We start from the raw sequence: 18,217 nt of genomic DNA, 5'->3' as shown, positions 1-18,217 counted from the left end.
AATAAGCCACACTTGTTCATTATTTCCAAAACAGGAAAGCCTTCCGCTGCTTCAACGGTGTGTGTTTGACATCGCGCAGTTGGGACATTTTGATCAACAACGAGCATGGCCCGCTAACGATGAAATTGATACTTGTTCGACACGCAGAAACAGAGTGGAATTTGGAAGGAATTATTCAGGGGCACAGCGATAGCTCCTTGACCTGTCGGGGCTTGCGTGAAACATCCGTCCTACTAGCAGCGTTTAGTGCAAGTGAGTATCAAATAGAGCGTGTTTACGCTTCTCCGCTTGGGCGTGCCTGGCAAATGGGGCAAAGCCTGGCTGAACACTTTCACTGTTCACTGACGGCTGAACCGGCCCTTAAAGAGCAGGCCTTTGGTCAGTTTGAAGGTATGCCGTTAGAACTACTCAGACAAAAACATCCAAACTATGCAAATGCGTTATTCAGGCTTGATGCAGAGTATTGTCCACCAGGGGGGGAGTCACTGGCGCATGCTTCTCAGCGAGTTATGCGTTTTTTACAAAACCTGGAAGATACCTCATCACATCAACAAACAATATGTATTGTGTCTCACGGGCATGTCAGTCAGGGCACTCTGGCAATTCTTAAAGAAGGGACTGTCAATAGTTTCCCTCGCTATGCTCATCCCAATGCAAGTTATTCTGTTATCGACCTGATTAATGGAAAATGTATTGGCCTAAAGTGGGGGATTGCTACACATTTACGTCACCTGAATTAGTGGCTACCTTCCAGACATTGAAAACCCATCCTGCCAGAGTCATCATTATTTAAGCACAATGTCCGCTCCTCGCTCATAGCGGACCTCCAGCTCATTAACTTACCCGCGTTGTGCCGGGAGTGCGCATCGCAAACTCATGCTCTTCTGATGACGTAGGTACTTAAAATGATTGTCCAGCTATTGAAACCTGACTTTTTCACACTGACACAATCAATGATTCCAGCCTAATTTAGCTAATGGCATAATCAGGCGGGCGAAAGTGAGGGTGAAATGGATAAAAAAGATAAAAATCAGATAGTAGATAGCGACATTGCACAGTTATTACTAAAGCACAGGAAAGCTCGTAACTGGACGGTAACGGAACTTGCTCAACGCTCAGGCGTGAGCCAGGCGATGATTAGTAAGATTGAACGAGGCGTCTCCAGTCCCAGCGCGACTATCCTTAGTCGTTTAGCGAACGCCATGAATATTACGCTATCAAAACTTTTCGCCGAGCTTGAGGAACATCAGACTTCGCTGGTTCGTTTCGCTCACCAGCAGCAGCATTGGACTGATGAACAATCAGGCATTATCCGTTGGACATTGTCCCCGGCGGGCGCCAGTCCGGAACTGATAAAAGTTGAAATCCCTGCAATGGGTCAACTGACGATCCCCGCCTCGGCTATTGAGCATCTTTGCGGGCAAACACTTTGGATGCTGAGCGGCAACCTTGATTTTAGGGTCAATCATCAGACTCATCATTTGCAAGCGGGTGACTGTCTTGCTCTTACCTTTGCAGGCGAGTGCCAAATGACTAACCCGGATAGCGAACAGAGCTGTACATACATCGTTGCGTTTAGCCAAAAAAACAGATGATATTTTCCCTGGCAAACGGTTAGACGCCATTCCTTTTACTAAGGTGCAGCAGGGGATAAGGTCTTCCCTGACTATCCTGCCCGGAGCGCCCTGAAACCTGAAAGCCCATATGTTGATAAAACCCGACGGCCTGTTGGTTTTGTTCATTGACGTCGACGCTTAAATCAGGATGAAGAGCAAGGGCATGGGATATCAACTGTTTTCCGACGCCAAGCCCGCGAGCAGAGGCATCTACGAACAGCGCCTCCAGATGGCCATCATGTAAAAACATAAATCCGAGCGGAAGGTCTTCATCATTTGTCGCTACCCATACAGGGGTTTCTGAAAAAAAGCCGACCACCTCTTTTTCGATCTCTTGCCGGTCATGGGCTGTCAGAAAATCGTGCGTAGCATCTACAGAACTTTTCCAAATTTGGATGATGTCTTCCGCTTCAGAAGGTCGTGACATTCTGATTTTTATCATCTTTTTTTCCTTAAAATGGACATGTTTTTGGGTAATAACCTACAAAATGAATCCACGTAATTTACTATGGTGTAATTAAATTCACAATAGTGATGATGTCGCTATGTCTATCATTGCTAGACTCACTTTCAGGTGCAGAATGCCACGACCGGCTCTGGCCTGATAGCGCTCGAACTGGCGTACAAGCCGTTCGAGCACCACGATTTATTGTGGAAAGCCGCGATGAGTTCCGATTTATTGTTGTGGAGCTCACCCTATGCATGTCCTCAAGGTCACATTCACTGCCCCGGCTATGAAGCAGACTCGCTACAACTTAGTCGAGTAAGGGGCAGTTAGATAAGGCCTTTCAGGCCGATGTGTTGTACTGACTCAGAAATCTTTTTTACGGAAGCTATCGCGGATGGCGTCCCCCATCAGACAGGTCAGGTTCATCCAGGTAGGCTCGACTGCGAAATTCGCCATGTTTCCAGCCATATTGTCGAACGCTCGCTTGTTGGTGTAGAGCATGTGCCCTGGTGACATAAACTTTGCCTCCATGATCGATTTCTCAACGTTCTCGTAATTGAGTAGGTTGCCAAAGTTGCCGCGACCAGAAACGAACGTCTTGCCTGCCTCATTTCCACCCCAGGTAAGATAGGGGTTGAGAAAAATGAAGGACGGCATGCTGTTGATGGCGACCGCACCATATTCCAGGTCAGACACCGCCTGCTCGAGTAATTTCTGATGGGCCTTTCTGGTGTCCTCATCGATAAGTATCGCGCTGGCGAGCGTGCCCAGGAGCTGGGTGTTGGCGAACTTGACGGCGCCGGGGAGAAAGTGCGCGGCATTGGCTGGCAGGTCAAGCGGCACCTCAGCGAGCACCAGGCTGAACGCTTCATGCGAAGTGGCGTAGCCACAGGGCTCAACGCCTGTTAGTAATATGACATCGGAATGCGGATACTTGCCGCCCTCGGGGCTCAGTACTTCCGCATCGGGATAGGCCTGGCGAAAACCATCCACGACCTTGTCGGCACCGGGGTAGTACATACCCATGGCCGGAGTAGTCTCCGAGATAGCGACCCGCAGCGCGTCGAGGAATTCCATGCGCTGCGGCCAGTGCTTGCTTGTAACCAGAGTCTGGGGACGACCGCAGTTCGCGCCACCATTGAACTTTGCCATGGTGGCTATCTGCACTGCCTGATGCTCAATTTCCTTCTTTGTCCATGGCCGGTCGCCCGGCACGATGATGCATGGGTTATTGCCGCCGCATTCGGAGATAAGCGGCGTCTCTGTGGCTGACATAATAGCCTCGGCCGTTGCGGTTCCACCTGTAAAGTAAATCCGGGAGAGGCGGGGGTCTACTGTCAGGTCTTGTCCCCGATCGGCATCGCAGAAGCTCAGAACGCGCCGATCAATCAGCGGCTGCATGATCTTCGCCCAAATCCTGTCGGTTTCTTCGTTCAGGTGATGCGGTTTGTGTACGACCGCACAGTTCTCGAAGAAGATCGCCTTCAACACCTCGAGCGCTGAGCTGTAGTTACCGGCACCCAGCACGGCAATAATACCCGCGGGCTTTTCCATCGGATTGATTTGTTTCGGTGCGCCTTTCACACGGATGCGACTCTTCTGATCCGCGTACATCAACTTGTCCTTCCGCTCCTGCGGAAAGACATAAATGTCGTAGAGATCCTCACTCACTTTTTCCACGCTCAGCGGCTGTGGCATCTTGCCGTCGAGAATGGATTCATAAAGGATGATGGCTGCCGAGACGGTACTCGCCATAGGAACGACGGTAGCAACCTTGGACATTGGGTATGAAAAAAGAGGCGCACCGAGGATGCCATTCTTCATCTTGCTGTCGGCGAAGGCGAGGTCATCACCGTACTTCTTCAGGTTTGCACGGACTTCCTCCAGCAGGCGCAAACGTTCTGCAGGAGATGTTGTGGTCCATTTTTGGGGATCCAGTTGGTCGATAGCTTCGGTAGCATTCATTGGAATTTCTCTATTGCTCAGATTGGACCGCCAGGACAGGTGGAACGTGTCCAGGCTGGTGCGATGTTTACATCTCACTATAGGAAGCAAGCCGCGACAACGCTCTGGCAATCCGCGCCAATTTTAATGCGAGAGATGCCAGCACAGGGAGTGAGTCGCGAATGTTACAGGTTGGCGCAACGTGCAGTCATTGTGGCGCGGTTTGAAGGGGGTTAAGCGCACGACTGCTCTATACTCTGAGCGTCGGTTGAATGAGCAATAGTGACGGAGTTCTGAAGGTGCAAAACAAAACTTTTCCCATGGATATTGGCTGGCTGGCAATACTGAAGGACTTAGGTGTTCAGCCTGGCCATGTATTGCGTCGGGCCGGCCTTCCAGACGATTTACTCTCCCGTACAAGACAGGGGCTTTCTGGCGAAGACTATTTTTGTTTCTGGCGCGCTTTAGAGGCTGAGGCAAGTGATGCCATGTTTCCCTTACGCATTGTCGAGACTCTCTCGGCTGATTCTTTCAACCCACCACTATTCGCTGCCCTGTGCAGCGCGAATCTGGTACAGGCTATGCAGCGCCTCGCCAAATACAAGCAACTTGTGGCGCCCATGAGCCTGGAAGTCAATACGGGTGACGCAGGCGAACTGGTCGTGACGCCTCGCTGGTTGTCGATACAAACCGAGGTACCTTACTCGCTGCAAGTGGCCGAGATTGCGTTTTTTGTGCGACTAGCCAGACTGGCTACCCGTGAGCACATTAAGGCGTATCGCGTTATCCTGCCGCGACTTCCATCCAGTCATTATCTCCGGCGTTACGAGAATTTCTTCGGCGTACCTGTGCAAAAAGGAGAGTATCCAGCAATCGCTTTCGCCGCTGTGGATGCTTTGCGTCCATTCCTGACGGTCAACGAAAGCATGTTTCACGCGTTCGAACCCGATCTTCGCCGTCGGCTCAGTGAACTCGATTCGACGGCGTCAACGGCGGAACGCGTGCGTGCTGTCTTACTGGAGCTGTTGCCTGGTAACGCGGCTACCATTGAGAAGGCCGCGGAGCGACTGGGCTTGAGCAAGCGTACGCTTCAACGTCGTCTCGAGGAAGAGGGGGAAAACTTTCGCGCCCTGGTCAATATGGTGCGGGAGAGCCTTGCCCGACACTACCTGGCAAATACCACGATGTCCGGCGCAGAGATCGCTTTCCTCCTGGGATTCGAAGATCCCAATTCCTTTTATCGAGCATTCCAGGGGTGGACTGGGAAAACACCTGACAGCGTGCGTCATGCCAAAGAAGGCCTATTTTGATGTCAATCCAGACAACGTCAGATTCCAGGGAGAAGCTAAGCTTCTCCCTGAATTTACCCTCAGGCGTTTGCCGCCGCCTTTAACCGCGCCTTCATCAGGCTATAGGTCGTCCAGGCGTACCGTTCCGCCCAGTCCTGGTCGGCAATAGCCTCTACCTTCACCGCGCAGTACTTGGTTTCCGGCGTTTTCGAGATAGGATCCAGATTATCCTGGGTAAGCTCATTACAGGCGCCGACCCACCACTGATAGGTCATGTACACCGCGCCGGGGTTGATCCGCTCGCTGAGATCGGCGCGAGTCATCACTTTGCCGCGCCGCGAACTCACCCATACCAGCTGACGATCGGCGATACCCGCCCGCTCGGCATCAGCAGGGTGCATTTGGATCCGGCCCGGTTCGTCCGCCAGCGACTGCAGCGCCGCGCAGTTGCCGGTCATTGAACGGCAGGAGTAATGGCCGACTTCGCGCACCGTGCAGAGCACCAGCGGGAAATCATCGTCCGGCGTTTCCGCCGGCGCGCGCCATGGCGCGGCGAACAGTTGCCCTTTGCCCGATGGGGTATCAAAGTGATTATCCTGATACAACCACGGCGTGCCGGGGTGATCGAGCGTCGGGCACGGCCACTGCACGTGGCCCATATCGCCCATTTTCTCCCAGGTTACGCCGTAGAACAGCGGGCAGAGTTCGCGCATTTCATCCCAGATTTGCTGGTTACTGGTGTAATGCATTGGATAGCCCATCTCGCTGGCCAGTAGGCTGATAATTTCCCAATCGCGTTTCACGTTACCTGTGGGCGGAATAGCCTGTTCAAAACGCTGGAAGCCGCGGTCGGCGCAGGTAAAGACGCCGCCGTGCTCGCCCCAGGATGTCGCCGGCAGCAGAACGTCAGCCACTTCCGCCGTTTTAGTCATAAAGATATCCTGCACCACCACGAAATCCAGCGCCTCCATCCCTTTGCGTACCAGACCCAGATCGGCCTCGGTTTGCAGCGGATCCTCGCCCATGATGTAGTAGGCTTTGATTTCTCCCGCCAGCGCTTTATGCGGGACTTCAGTGATACGGGTGCCGATTTGCGTATCCATCAGCGCCGGATCGATGCCCCAGGCATTGGCGAATTTGGCGCGCACCGCGGCGTCGGTGACGTCCTGATAGCCCGGGAACTGGTTGGGTAGCACCCCCATGTCGCAGGCGCCCTGGACGTTATTCTGTCCGCGCACCGGGCCGACGCCGACGTTGGCCCGTCCGAGGTTGCCGGTCAGCAGCGCGAGGCTGGCGAGACCGCGGACGACATCAACCGCCTGGCCGAACTGGGTCACGCCCATTCCCCACATAATGGTGGCGGAAGGGGCGGCGGCGAAGGTGCGCATCGCCCGGCGAATGGCCAGCGCCGGGACGCCGACCAGCGCTTCCACGGCTTCGGGAGAGTAGTCTTTCACCGCCTCACGATAGGCCTCCAGCCCTTCGGTATAACGCTCAACGTAATCGTGATTGTAGAGATCTTCTTCCAGCAGGACATAGGCGAAGGCGTTGACCAGCGCCATATTGCTGCCGTTGTTGAGCTGCAGATGCTGGTCGGCGATGCGGGCGGTTTCAATGCGCCGCGGATCGCAGACGATGATTTTCGCGCCGTTGTCGCGGGCTCTCAGTACCCGTCTCGCTACGATAGGGTGAGAATCGGCGCAGTTATAGCCAAAGACCAGCAGACATTTTGAGTTCTCAATATCGCTTATCGAGTTGCTCATCGCGCCATTGCCGAGCGAAGCCTGCAGCCCGGCGACCGACGGCCCGTGGCAAACGCGGGCGCAGCAGTCGACGTTATTGGTATTGAGTACCGCACGGGCGAATTTCTGCATCACGTAATTGGTTTCATTACCGGTGCCGCGGGACGATCCGGTGGTCATGATGGCGCGTGGGCCATATTTGGCCTTGATCTCGCGGAGCTTAGCGGCGGTGTAGCGAATCGCTTCTTCCCAACTGACCGGGGTGAACGGGCCGCCTTTCTGATAACGAATCATCGGCTGCTTGAGGCGAGGCGTGAGAAGCTGCGTGTCGTTGAGGAAATCCCAGCCGTAGTAGCCTTTCAGGCATAGCTGGTTTTGATTGGTGACACCGTCGGCGGCCTCGGCGCGAATGATTTTATCATTTTCGACAACCAATTTGAGTTTACAACCCGCCCCGCAATAGGGGCACACGCTGGTAATTTTATTCATCAGTAACAGACCTGTTAACAGTGAAGATAGGGCGATAGCGCGCCGGGCCCGGCAGGCTACCGTCAGCAAACGCGCGACGTTGAACGTCGTGCGATGCACTTCGATTGCATAATGCGTGCCAAAGTGAAGATAGCGCTGATGACGCGGGGTGAAGGTGATGAAGACGCGGGAAAATCACTGACGTCGTCACAAGTGACGATGACGCGGGACGCCGTGGCTGACGATCGCCCCGCGGGGGCTGAGGTTAAGCGTTGACTTCCATGTTCTGCTGCAATTGGTTCAACATCTCCTGCGACATCCCGGCCTGCCGCGCGGCGGCGCAGATCGCCTGCCAGCTACTGGCATCGAGCGGAATACCGTTTGCCAGCCGCTGCTGACGATTGGCCGCTTCCCACTCACCCGGCGCCAAAATAGGCGTATCGACATCGTGCGGCGACTGTTTACACCAGTCGATAAAGGCCTCGGTTTCGCGCTGCATCTGCGGCGCATCGAAAGCTTCCGGGCTGAGAATAATGGTAGTCATGCAGTTGAAGATAGCGTCGACGCAGCCCTGCAGGCTATCCTGATGGGTCGTTTGCCCGCCCGAGACCGCGCCGCCGAGCACCTCGCACAGCGTCGCCAGGGCATAACCTTTGTGTTGGGCAAAGGTGAGCAGGGCGCCAAGCGGCGAGGTCTGCATCACCGCCGGATCGGTGGTCGGTTCGCCGCGAGAATCAATCAATGAGCCGGCAGGCACCGCTTCGCCTTTATGCCATGCGACGCGGGTTTTGCCAAAAGCGATGGCGCTGGTGGCGTAATCGAGCAGCAGCGGCGGGTGGCCTTCACGCGGGAAGACCACGCAGAGCGGGTTAGTGCCGAAGCGGCTATCTTTGCCGCGAAATGGCGCCACCATCGGGTCGCCGACGACGCTGACGAAATGAATGGATATTAACCCCTGCGCGGCGCACTGTTCCGCCCAGTAACCGATGCGCCCGATATGGTGAGCATTGCGCAGCGCCACGGCGGCCAGGCCGTGCTGTTTGGCTTTTTCAATCCCCAACTGCATGGCTTCATGGGCAACGACCTGGCCGAAACCGGCGTTGCCGTCGAGGGTGACGACGGCGCCGGCGTCTTTCATCACGCTGGCGTGACGGTTAAGTTGCAGAAACCCTTCGCTATGGGATTTTACGTAACTCGGGATCATGCCGACGCCGTGGGAATCGTGTCCGGCAAGGTTGGCTGCGATCAGGTGGTCTGCGACCAGCGCGGCTTCGGTTGGCGTACTGCCCAGCTGCGTGAACAGGGTGGTGACGAAGTGGTGTAGCTCCGTGGGGCGAAATCGATGTCCTGTAGGCACGGATAGTCTCCTCGATGTATGTTGTTGTTTTGTTGCGTTTGCCGTTCCATGCTGCGCCGCAAGGCGCAGAAGATCAAGGCGATAAATATCTCTCACTGAATAGGGAGATTATTGGCATGGTTCATTTTGACGAAACCGCCCGGCAAAATGGTTTTGAATGTAATATTAGGTGAATATGTAAAAGGTACATTTATTACTCCATCCTCGTAATGACACTGCTCCTGTTTTTCTTTATTCGAATGGTCCTGAAGAAATGCAAATAAAGGCTTTGACCATAGCGCTAATCGCTCCATGACGCTGCAGCATTAATCTGTGACCTCGCTCGCTGTTTTCACTATTCGCTGAATAAACTCCATAAACACTACTTTTTAAACTACACCATTGTCACAAAAGCCATAAAAACCCCACCCGCAGCGTTGCAGAGGGTGTTGTAGCACTATATGTTAAATTTGTGTTTAATTATTGATGCTTAAGGGTTGATTTTATGTATAAGAAAATCGGTGGTTTAGTGGTTTCACTGACGACAGTCTTCTCGTACTCCGCGCTGGCGGAGGTGCCGCAGGGCTACCCGGCAGATTATCAAAAAGTCGTTGATGCCGGGGTGAAAGAGGGTAAAGTCGTGGTTTATTCCACAACGGACACCAAAGCGGCAGGGCCGTTAATTAAAGGCTTTGAAGCGCAATATCCTGGGATTAAAGTTGAATATAACGATATGAACAGCACCGAGCTGTACAACCGTTATATTAGTGAACAAGCCGCCGGCGGCGGGAGCGGCGACGTGGTGTGGAGCTCTTCCATGGACACGGCGCTGAAATTAGCCACCGATTATGCGCAAGAGTATGCCTCGCCGGAAGTTGGCAAGCTGCCGAAATGGGCGGTCTGGCAGCAAAAAGCCTACGGCACAACCTATGAGCCGGTGGTCTTTATCTATAACAAACGGCTGATCCCACAAAATGAAGTGCCGGATTCACATACCGCATTGGCCAAACTTATCGCCGGGCAGGCTGATAAATTTAAAGGCAAAGTCACCACCTACGATATCGAGAAATCGGGGCTTGGTTTTATGCTGGCGGTGCAGGATAGCAAAGCTGACGCCAACTACTTCGCCGACCTGGCGAATATCGCCAAAGGCGGCCTGACGGTGCAATCTTCTACCGGCACCATGATGGAGCGCGTCTCCTCCGGTGAAAACCTGATCGGCTATAACATTCTGGGATCCTATGCCGAAGCGCGCGCTAAAACCGACCCGTCATTAGGCATTGCCTATCCGAAAGACTACGTGCTGGTGCTGTCCCGCGTCTCATTTATTACTGCGGAAGCAGGACACCCAAATGCGGCGAAACTGTGGTTCGACTACGTACTGTCGGAAAAAGGGCAAACAATTCTTGCCTCTCAGGGCGATATCCCGTCAATTCGCAACGACATTGAAGGTAAAAATGATATCGACGGGATGACCAAATTACTGGGCAATGCGCTGAAGCCGATTCCGGTGGATGAAAGCCTGCTGCAATATCTGCAACCCAAACAGCGTCTGGAATTTATTAAGCAATGGCGTGCCGCTGCTGCGAAATAAAGTAATTACCTATGAAACTTCCCCTGGAACGTATCCGGGGGAATGATCGTATCAGTATTCAGTAAATAAGTACTCATTATCTCTTCTTGATAATTTATCTCTGCACTTTGCCAGGGGAATTAAAGATGAACATTTTACGCAGAAAGTGGCAAGGGCTACCGCGTGGCATAGTGGTATTGATAGCGGCACTGGTAATTTACGTTCCGCTATTATTTATTGTGGCGCAAAGTTTTCTTTCCGCACCATTTTTTGCCCGCTCTAAAGAGTGGAGCCTCGAAGCCTTCGGTTTTATTTTTACCGACCCGGATTTTTACCTGGCCTTACGCTCTGGATTTATCCTCGCTTTTGGTCTGGTCATTATCGCGATTCCGCTGGGCGGTATTCTGGCCTTTTTAATGGTTCGCACAGATTTACCCGGCAGGCGCTTTATTGAGCCGCTTATCCTGGTGCCGATTTTCGTCTCGCCGATGGTGTTGGGCTTTGGTTATGTGGTGGCCGCCGGGCCGGTCGGTTTCCTGTCGCAGTGGGCGCAGGCGTGGCTGGGTTTTGTGCCCTGGAATATCTACTCGATGTTCAGCATCGTGGTAATAGCCGGTTTAACGCACGTTCCGCACGCCTATCTTTATATCTCCTCGGCGCTACGTAGCGTTGGTTCGGATGTGGAAGAGGCGGCGCGTACCGTCGGCGCCACGCCGCTGCAGGTGATGACCTCGGTGAGCCTGCCGATGGTACGGCCATCCATTCTTTACGCCTGCGTGCTGCTGTTCTTCCTCGGCCTGGAGGTCTTCGGCCTGATGCTGGTGCTCGGCGATCCGGAAGGCAACATGGTGCTGGCGACCTATCTCTATAAGTTGACCAATAAACTGGGAACGCCCTCTTACCATCTGATGGCGGCGGTCGCGGTGGTGTTAATCTGCATTACCATTCCGCTGGTCATGTTGCAGCGCCGGTTGATGCGTACCGCCAATCGCTTCGTGACCATGAAAGGTAAAGCATCGCAGTCGCGCGCCTTGCCGCTGGGGAAATGGCGTTGGGTCGCGGGCGCGGTCGTGGTGGCGTGGCTGACGGTGACCATTGGCGTCCCGCTGCTGGGTGTGGCGCTACGGGCCTTTATTTCCAACTGGGGCGTTGGCGTTTCACTATGGGATGAGCTGTCGCTGGCGACTTTCCGCAACATCTGGCAGCAGCCGAATCTGCTGCGGGCGATCGTCAACTCGATGGCGATCGGGATTATCGGCGGCGCGCTGGCGGTGGTGTGCTATCTGTTTGTCGGTATCGCCATGCACCGTAAACCGGATAACGTCACGCGCTTTCTCGACTACAGCGTGCTGGTACCTCGTGCGGTGCCGGGCCTGTTGGCCGGTTTGGCGTTTCTGTGGGTGTTTCTGTTTGTGCCAATGTGGCTCGATCAGTCATTGAAAAATGGCTGGCTCTCGGCGCTGCCGGTCGCCGACTGGCTGCGCGAACATCTTATCGTGCAACTGCGCGCGCTGCGCAACACCATTTTCAGCGTCTGGTTGGCCTATACGGTGGTGTGGATGGCCTACGGCCTGCGCCTTATCTCATCAACGCTGCTGCAGGTGGCGCCGGAGCTGGAGGAGGCCGCGCGCAGTACCGGCGCTTCTCGCGGACAAATCACCCGCCACGTCACCATTCCTCTGGCGCGCTACGGGCTTATCGGTTCCTGGCTGCTGATGTTCCTGATCTTTGAACGCGAGTATTCAACCGGCGTGTATTTGTTGTCGCCAGGCACCGAAACGATCGGGTCGATGCTGGTCTCGTTGTGGGCGGCGGGCGCCATTGATATCGTCGCGGCGCTATCGTTTATCAATATTCTGCTGGTGGTAGTCGGTCTGGGTATCGCCCTGCGCTTTGGAGTGAAATTACATGATTGAGTTATCGGTAGACAATTTGCATCTGACCTATGGCGACAACCCGGTGCTGAAAGGGGTGTCGATGGAGCTCAAACGCGGGGAAGTGGTGTCGCTGCTTGGCCCTTCAGGTAGCGGGAAAACCACGCTGCTACGTGCGGTCGCCGGGCTGGAGAAATCGACCGCCGGGCGGATCACCATCGGCAATAACGTGGTTTATGACGGTAGTCCGCGTAGCGAAATCCCGGCGGAAGAGCGTAATCTCGGGCTGGTGTTCCAGTCCTACGCCTTGTGGCCGCATAAAACGGTATTCGACAACGTGGCCTATCCGCTGAAACTGCGTAAAGTGGCCAGCGGCGAGATTAAACAGCGGGTGCAGAGCGTACTCGATCAGTTAGGTCTGGGACATCTGGGCAACCGGCACCCGCATCAGCTTTCCGGCGGCCAGCAGCAGCGTGTGGCGATAGGACGGGCGCTGGTCTATAACCCGCCGGTTATTCTGCTGGATGAGCCGCTATCCAACCTCGACGCCAAGCTGCGTGAAGAGGCGCGGGTATTCCTGCGCGAGCTCATTATCAAGCTGGGCCTGTCGGCGCTGATGGTCACCCACGATCAGAATGAAGCGATGGCGATCTCCGATCGCATTTTGCTGCTTAACAACGGCGTGATTGAACAGCAGGGGACGCCGCAGGAGATGTACGGTAACCCAGCCACCCTGTTCGCCGCCGAGTTTATGGGCAGCAATAACCGCCTGCACGGTAAGGTGACGGCGCTGGAGAATGGGCGAGCGCGGGTTGAAGGCGCCAGTTGGGCGCTATGGGGGGGCGCGGGCGAGGGGGTCAGCGTCGGTCAGCCGGCGACGGCGGTGATCCGCGTCGAACGGCTGCGCCTTGACTGCTCGCCGCAGGACAACAGCCTGGAACTTCCGCTGCTGACCAGCATGTACCTCGGCGATCGGTGGGAATATCTGTTCCGTACCGAGGGCGATGACTTTGCTATCCGCGCCTACGGCACGGCCCTGCGTGACGCCGAACATTGTCACCTGACGCTGCCCGCGGATGATGTGTGGATTTTCCCGCAGCGATAAACTTTGCTTAGGGCGCCAGATGACACACCGCTTCGATATTGTGTCCATCTGGCGCAATGACAAAGGCGGCGTAGTAATTGGCGTGGTAATTAGGTCGTAATCCCGGCGCGCCGTTATCCTTGCCTCCGGCGGCCAGCGCCGCGTGCCAGAAGGCATCAACCTGCTCGCGGCTGTCGGCGCAAAAGGCGATATGCAGCGGCGCGGGTTTATCTTCGCTTTGATAGAGGCATAAAGAGGCGTCGTTCGCCCCAGCTAGCTCCGCGCCGTAAGCCGGCTCGCCTTCGCCCGCCAGCGTCACGCCGAGCGGCGCCAGCGCCTGTAAAAAGAATGCCTTGCTCGCGGCATAATCACTGACGCCAAATTTGACATGATCGAACATAAATTCTCCTTGTGGTTGGGAATATCTGTACGACATCACCGGGTCGTTAAATTGATAAGGGAACCAGTATCGATTTAATTAGCAACGGTGATTAACTAATTTAACAGCTCGAATTGTTTAATTATTCATTAAGCGAGTATTTACAGGTGCTTAATCTGCCATGTACCATAAACAAAAAATAACAAATGTGATACATATCACCCTTTATTGGCGCTTTGGTAAAACCAAAGGCGCGTAATTTCCGCATGACTTACCGCACTCAGGTTATTAAATGCCCGATCTTATCGTGACAACCCGGTGAATATTTGCGCCATTTTCCCGCGTTGCGTTGAGAATCGTCTAATATCCAAACGATAACCCTATAAATCTTATCGCTATTGGCGATTTATTGTACGTCTTATTGGCCAGAGCCAGAGGGTCTGTTGCGTCATCGCTGAATGGTATCGGTACCAGAGCGAGATTTGCTGGGCTTGTAAGCGTCAAAACAGTAATTTAATTGACAGGAATGTGATTATGTCGAGCGAGAAAACCAACAATTCGAGGCGTGATTTTTTAGTAAAATCAATGGCCTTGATTCCAACGGTCGTCATCGGCGGCGGTAGCGTGGGCGCCATTGGCGTGGCGACGAGCGCCACGGCGCAGGCGGCTTCCGCACCCTCTGCCGGTGGCAACGCCGCATCCAGCGACTGGAAGCCGCAATTCTTCAACGATCGTGAGTGGCTGTTTATCAACGCCGCCGTCGCTCGCTTAATCCCAGCCGATGAACTCGGTCCAGGCGCCAAAGAGGCCGGTGTGCCGGAGTTTATCGACCGCCAGCTCAACACCCCTTATGCCACCGGTTCCATCTGGTATATGCAGGGGCCATTTAACCCCGACGTGCCGAAAGAGATGGGCTACCAGCTGCCGCTGGTACCAAAGCAGATTTATAACCTCGGTATCGCCGATGCCGAAGAGTGGTGTCAAAACCAGTATCACAAGAGCTTTGCTGAACTGAGCGGCGAACAGCAGGATGAGGCGCTCGGTCTGTGGGAATCCGGCAAGGCGCAGTTCAAACAGCTGCCGGCCTCGCTGTTTTTCTCCTATCTGTTGCAAAACACCCGCGAAGGCTTCTTCAGCGACCCTATCCATGGCGGTAATAAAGGCATGGTCGGCTGGACGCTGATTAATTTTCCCGGCGCGCGCGCCGACTTTATGGACTGGGTTGAACGAGGCGAACGCTATCCCTTCCCGCCGGTATCAATTAATGGGGAGAGGGCGTAATCATGGCGACCGTATTGAAAAAAACCGATGTAGCGATCGTTGGCTTCGGCTGGGTTGGCGCGATTATGGCCAAAGAGCTGACGGAAGCGGGGCTCAACGTCGTCGCGCTGGAGCGCGGCCCGATGCGCGATACCTGGCCGGACGGCGCTTATCCGCAGGTTATCGATGAGCTGACCTATAACATCCGCCGCAAGCTGTTCCAGGATCTCTCTAAAAGCACGGTGACGATTCGTCACAACACCAGCCAGCAGGCGGTACCCTATCGCCAACTGGCCGCCTTCCTGCCGGGGACCGGCGTTGGCGGCGCGGGTTTGCACTGGTCCGGCGTGCATTTTCGCGTCGATCCGATCGAACTGCGTATGCGCAGCCACTATGAAGAGCGCTACGGCAAAAACTTCATTCCCCAGGATATGATCATCCAGGATTTCGGCGTCACCTACGACGAACTGGAACCGTTCTTCGATAAAGCGGAAAAAGTCTTTGGCACCTCCGGTACCGCCTGGTCGGTTAAAGGGAAGGTTGTCGGTAAAGGCCGCGGCGGTAACGCCTTCGCGCCGGATCGCTCGGACGATTTCCCGCTGCCGGCGCAGAAAAATACCTGGTCGGCGCAGCTGTTTGAAAAGGCGGCGCTGGAAGTGGGCTATCATCCGTATAACCTGCCTTCCGCAAACACCTCCGACTCCTATACCAACCCTTATGGCGCGCAGATGGGGCCGTGTAACTTCTGCGGTTTCTGCAGCGGCTACGCCTGCTACATGTATTCGAAAGCCTCGCCGAACGTGAACATTCTGCCGGCGCTGCGCCAGGAAAAACGCTTTGAACTGCGTACCAACGCCAACGTGCTGAAGGTCAATCTGACCGACGATAAATCCCGCGCCACCGGTGTGACCTATGTCGACGGTCAGGGCCGTGAAATGGAACAGCCGGCGGATCTGGTGATTATCGGCGCCTTCCAGTTCCATAACGTGCATCTGATGCTGCTTTCCGGGATTGGTAAACCGTACAATCCTGAGACGGGCGAAGGGGTCGTCGGGCGTAACTTCGCCTATCAGAACATGACCACTATCAAGGCCATTTTCGATAAAGATACTTTCACCAACCCGTTCATTGGCGCGGGCGGCAACGGCGTAGGCGTCGATGACTTCAACGCCGATAACTTCGATCACGGCGCGGCGGGCTTCGTCGGCGGTTCGCCATTCTGGGTCAACCAGGCGGGGACCAAGCCTATCTCCGGCGTGCCGGTGCCTCCGGGTACCCCGGCGTGGGGCAGTAAATGGAAATCGGCGGTGGCCGACACCTACACCCACCACCTGTCGATGGATGCCCACGGCGCGCATCAGTCCTATCGCCAGAACTATCTCGATCTCGATCCGAACTACAAAAACGTCTTTGGTCAGCCGCTGCTGCGCATGACCTTCGACTGGCAGGAAAACGACATCAAGATGGCGCAGTTTATGTTCGATAAGATGGCGCCGATCGCCAAAGCGATGAAGCCGAAATATATGCTCGGCAGCCCGAAAAACGCCAATAGCCACTTTGACACCACCAGCTACCAGACCACCCATATGAACGGCGGCGCGGTGATGGGCGAAGATCCGAAAACCAGCGCGGTGAACCGTTATCTGCAGAGCTGGGACGTGCATAACGTCTTCGTCATCGGCGCTTCCGCTTTCCCACAGGGGCTGGGCTACAACCCGACGGGGACCGTTGCCGCGCTGGCTTACTGGTCGGCGAAGGCTATCCGCGAACAGTACCTGAGAAATCCGGGTCCATTGGTGCAGGCATAAGGGAAAGCAAATCATGAAAATGCAATGGTTATCGGCACTGGTTCTCGGTGCGTTAAGCTGCGCGGCGTTCGCCGAAGAGGCGCCTGCGGACAGTAATCTGATTAAGCAGGGCGAATATCTGGCGCGCGCCGGCGACTGCGTGGCCTGCCACACCAACGGTAAAGAGGGCAAACCTTTTGCCGGCGGTCTGCCAATGGAAACACCGATCGGCACCATTTATTCCACCAACATCACGCCGGACAAAGCGCACGGTATTGGCGGTTATACCTTCGAAGAGTTTGACGACGCGGTGCGTAAAGGCGTGCGTAAAGACGGCTCAACGCTCTATCCGGCGATGCCGTATCCTTCCTTCGCCCGTATCAACGAAGCGGATATGCGCGCCATGTACGCTTACTTTATGCACGGCGTGGAGCCGGTTAACGTCGCCAACAAAGACACGGACATTCCGTGGCCGCTGTCGATGCGCTGGCCGCTGGCGTTCTGGCGCGGCATCTTCGCCCCGACGCCGAGCGACTTTGTCGCCAATCCGCAGGTGGACCCGGTACTGGAGCGCGGCCGTTACCTGGTGGAAGGCCTTGGCCACTGCGGCGCCTGCCACACCCCGCGTAGCCTGACGATGCAGGAAAAAGCGCTTAGCGAAAGCGAAGGTGATAACTACCTGGCGGGTAGCAATGCGCCGATTGACGGTTGGGTGGCATCCAGCCTGCGCGGTGAAAATCGCGACGGGCTGGGAAGCTGGAGCGAAGCTGAACTGGCCGAGTTCCTTAAAACCGGGCGCAATGATAAATCCGTGGTCTTCGGCGGCATGAGCGACGTGGTTGAGCACAGCCTGCAGTATCTCTCGAATGACGATATCACCGCTATTGCCCGCTATCTGAAGTCGTTACCGCCGCGCGGCGGTAAACAGACGCCAGCTCCGGTGGAAGATAGTGTGGCGAAAGATCTGTGGAAAGGCGATGACAGCAAAACCGGCGCGGCGCTGTACGTCGATAACTGCGCTGCCTGCCACCGTACCGACGGCGTCGGTTATAAACGCGCGTTCCCGTCGTTGAAAGGCAACCCGGTGGTACAGACCGAAGATGCGACCTCGCTGATTCACATCATTCTGACCGGCAACACCACGCCGGCGGTGAAGGATGCGGTCTCGAACCTGACTATGCCGTCATTCGGCTGGCGTCTTGACGATCAACAGGTTGCGGATGTGGTCAACTTCATCCGCACCAGTTGGGGCAACAACGCGCCGCCGGTGAGCGCCAGCGATGTGGCGAAAGTACGAAAAGATAAGTCGATGATTCGCGATGAGAAGGCGTTAGGTAATGCCGACGTCTCGAAACTGCCGGCTGCTGCAGAGTAACTGGGCCGGGGCGGGGCACTGGATTCGCCCCGCCTGAGGTAA

14 protein-coding genes are annotated in these 18,217 nt (G+C 55.2%); 9 read left to right on the top strand and 5 right to left on the bottom strand.

The genetic code is table 11. The annotated features are described in order from the left end of the window. Window positions 1–119 precede the first annotated feature (119 nt). Window positions 120–740, top strand: a complete 621-nt coding sequence (locus PGR79_RS17955; protein WP_071830716.1) for a histidine phosphatase family protein — start codon at window positions 120–122, stop codon at window positions 738–740. A 270-nt stretch (window positions 741–1,010) separates the two neighbouring features. Further along, window positions 1,011–1,595 (top strand): helix-turn-helix domain-containing protein, encoded by a 585-nt coding sequence (locus tag PGR79_RS17950; RefSeq protein ID WP_430922202.1) that lies wholly within the window; start codon window positions 1,011–1,013, stop codon window positions 1,593–1,595. A gap of 19 nt (window positions 1,596–1,614) precedes the next feature. Here PGR79_RS17950 and PGR79_RS17945 read toward each other — a convergent pair whose 3' ends face one another. After that, entirely contained in the window at window positions 1,615–2,058 is a 444-nt protein-coding gene (locus tag PGR79_RS17945; RefSeq protein WP_430915238.1) for an acetyltransferase, read from the bottom strand. 369 nt (window positions 2,059–2,427) lie between these two features. Next, window positions 2,428–4,029 carry an aldehyde dehydrogenase family protein gene (locus PGR79_RS17940; protein ID WP_430922200.1) on the bottom strand — a complete coding sequence of 534 codons (1,602 nt, stop codon included), beginning with the start codon at window positions 4,027–4,029 and terminating at the stop codon, window positions 2,428–2,430. A gap of 278 nt (window positions 4,030–4,307) precedes the next feature. Here PGR79_RS17940 and PGR79_RS17935 point away from each other — a divergent pair, with 278 nt between their 5' ends. Beyond that, window positions 4,308–5,318 carry an AraC family transcriptional regulator ligand-binding domain-containing protein gene (locus PGR79_RS17935; protein WP_430922198.1) on the top strand — a complete coding sequence of 337 codons (1,011 nt, stop codon included), beginning with the start codon at window positions 4,308–4,310 and terminating at the stop codon, window positions 5,316–5,318. A 59-nt stretch (window positions 5,319–5,377) separates the two neighbouring features. Here PGR79_RS17935 and fdhF read toward each other — a convergent pair whose 3' ends face one another. Further along, the gene (gene fdhF / locus PGR79_RS17930; RefSeq protein ID WP_113375016.1) at window positions 5,378–7,528 is read right to left on the bottom strand and encodes a formate dehydrogenase subunit alpha; all 2,151 of its coding nucleotides are present in this window, start codon (window positions 7,526–7,528) and stop codon (window positions 5,378–5,380) included. Window positions 7,529–7,772: 244 nt separating this feature from the next. Next, entirely contained in the window at window positions 7,773–8,864 is a 1,092-nt protein-coding gene (locus PGR79_RS17925; RefSeq protein ID WP_430922196.1) for a malate/lactate/ureidoglycolate dehydrogenase, read from the bottom strand. Between the two features lie 484 nt (window positions 8,865–9,348). Here PGR79_RS17925 and PGR79_RS17920 point away from each other — a divergent pair, with 484 nt between their 5' ends. The 3 genes from PGR79_RS17920 to PGR79_RS17910 all read left to right on the top strand — a co-directional run bounded on the left by PGR79_RS17920 (window position 9,349) and on the right by PGR79_RS17910 (window position 13,395). After that, the gene (locus PGR79_RS17920) at window positions 9,349–10,437 is read left to right on the top strand and encodes an ABC transporter substrate-binding protein (protein WP_047066592.1); all 1,089 of its coding nucleotides are present in this window, start codon (window positions 9,349–9,351) and stop codon (window positions 10,435–10,437) included. Window positions 10,438–10,562: 125 nt separating this feature from the next. After that, window positions 10,563–12,332: an ABC transporter permease gene (locus PGR79_RS17915; protein ID WP_087857872.1), complete on the top strand. Its 1,770-nt coding sequence runs from the start codon at window positions 10,563–10,565 to the stop codon at window positions 12,330–12,332. Continuing rightward, window positions 12,325–13,395: an ABC transporter ATP-binding protein gene (locus PGR79_RS17910; protein WP_430922194.1), complete on the top strand. Its 1,071-nt coding sequence runs from the start codon at window positions 12,325–12,327 to the stop codon at window positions 13,393–13,395. Before PGR79_RS17915 ends, PGR79_RS17910 begins: the two co-directional genes overlap by 8 nt. A 7-nt stretch (window positions 13,396–13,402) precedes the next feature. On the opposite strand, the gene PGR79_RS17905 is transcribed toward PGR79_RS17910, so the two are convergent. After that, window positions 13,403–13,774 carry a VOC family protein gene (locus PGR79_RS17905; RefSeq protein ID WP_020079032.1) on the bottom strand — a complete coding sequence of 124 codons (372 nt, stop codon included), beginning with the start codon at window positions 13,772–13,774 and terminating at the stop codon, window positions 13,403–13,405. A 510-nt stretch (window positions 13,775–14,284) separates the two neighbouring features. Between PGR79_RS17905 and PGR79_RS17900 the strand changes: the two genes are divergently transcribed. From PGR79_RS17900 to PGR79_RS17890, 3 genes are read left to right on the top strand one after another with little or no spacing between them, the layout of a single operon-like run. Continuing rightward, window positions 14,285–15,034, top strand: a complete 750-nt coding sequence (locus tag PGR79_RS17900; protein WP_183269031.1) for a gluconate 2-dehydrogenase subunit 3 family protein — start codon at window positions 14,285–14,287, stop codon at window positions 15,032–15,034. Window positions 15,035–15,036: 2 nt separating this feature from the next. Then, a complete protein-coding gene (locus tag PGR79_RS17895) occupies window positions 15,037–16,821 on the top strand; it encodes a GMC family oxidoreductase (protein ID WP_015366945.1) in 1,785 nt (594 codons plus the stop codon). Window positions 16,822–16,831: 10 nt separating this feature from the next. Continuing rightward, window positions 16,832–18,175 (top strand): c-type cytochrome, encoded by a 1,344-nt coding sequence (locus PGR79_RS17890; protein ID WP_161801909.1) that lies wholly within the window; start codon window positions 16,832–16,834, stop codon window positions 18,173–18,175. The last annotated feature ends 42 nt before the right edge of the window (window positions 18,176–18,217 follow it).

It is taken from the genome of Klebsiella sp. 141161 (assembly GCF_050600815.1).
GTDB classification, from domain to species: domain Bacteria; phylum Pseudomonadota; class Gammaproteobacteria; order Enterobacterales; family Enterobacteriaceae; genus Klebsiella; species Klebsiella aerogenes.
Note: the sequence above shows the minus strand (reverse complement) of the source record. Positions and strands in the feature narration are given on the sequence as shown.

Bases quoted from the DNA above. Each gene is read 5' to 3' on its own strand.
- PGR79_RS17945 (WP_430915238.1), bottom strand. From the start codon at position 2,058: ATGATAAAAATCAGAATGTCACGACCTTCTGAAGCGGAAGACATCATC.
- PGR79_RS17895 (WP_015366945.1), top strand. From the start codon at position 15,037: ATGGCGACCGTATTGAAAAAAACCGATGTAGCGATCGTTGGCTTCGGC.
- fdhF (WP_113375016.1), bottom strand. From the start codon at position 7,528: ATGAATAAAATTACCAGCGTGTGCCCCTATTGCGGGGCGGGTTGTAAA.
- PGR79_RS17940 (WP_430922200.1), bottom strand. From the start codon at position 4,029: ATGAATGCTACCGAAGCTATCGACCAACTGGATCCCCAAAAATGGACC.
- PGR79_RS17955 (WP_071830716.1), top strand. From the start codon at position 120: ATGAAATTGATACTTGTTCGACACGCAGAAACAGAGTGGAATTTGGAA.
- PGR79_RS17950 (WP_430922202.1), top strand. From the start codon at position 1,011: ATGGATAAAAAAGATAAAAATCAGATAGTAGATAGCGACATTGCACAG.
- PGR79_RS17920 (WP_047066592.1), top strand. From the start codon at position 9,349: ATGTATAAGAAAATCGGTGGTTTAGTGGTTTCACTGACGACAGTCTTC.
- PGR79_RS17905 (WP_020079032.1), bottom strand. From the start codon at position 13,774: ATGTTCGATCATGTCAAATTTGGCGTCAGTGATTATGCCGCGAGCAAG.
- PGR79_RS17915 (WP_087857872.1), top strand. From the start codon at position 10,563: ATGAACATTTTACGCAGAAAGTGGCAAGGGCTACCGCGTGGCATAGTG.
- PGR79_RS17910 (WP_430922194.1), top strand. From the start codon at position 12,325: ATGATTGAGTTATCGGTAGACAATTTGCATCTGACCTATGGCGACAAC.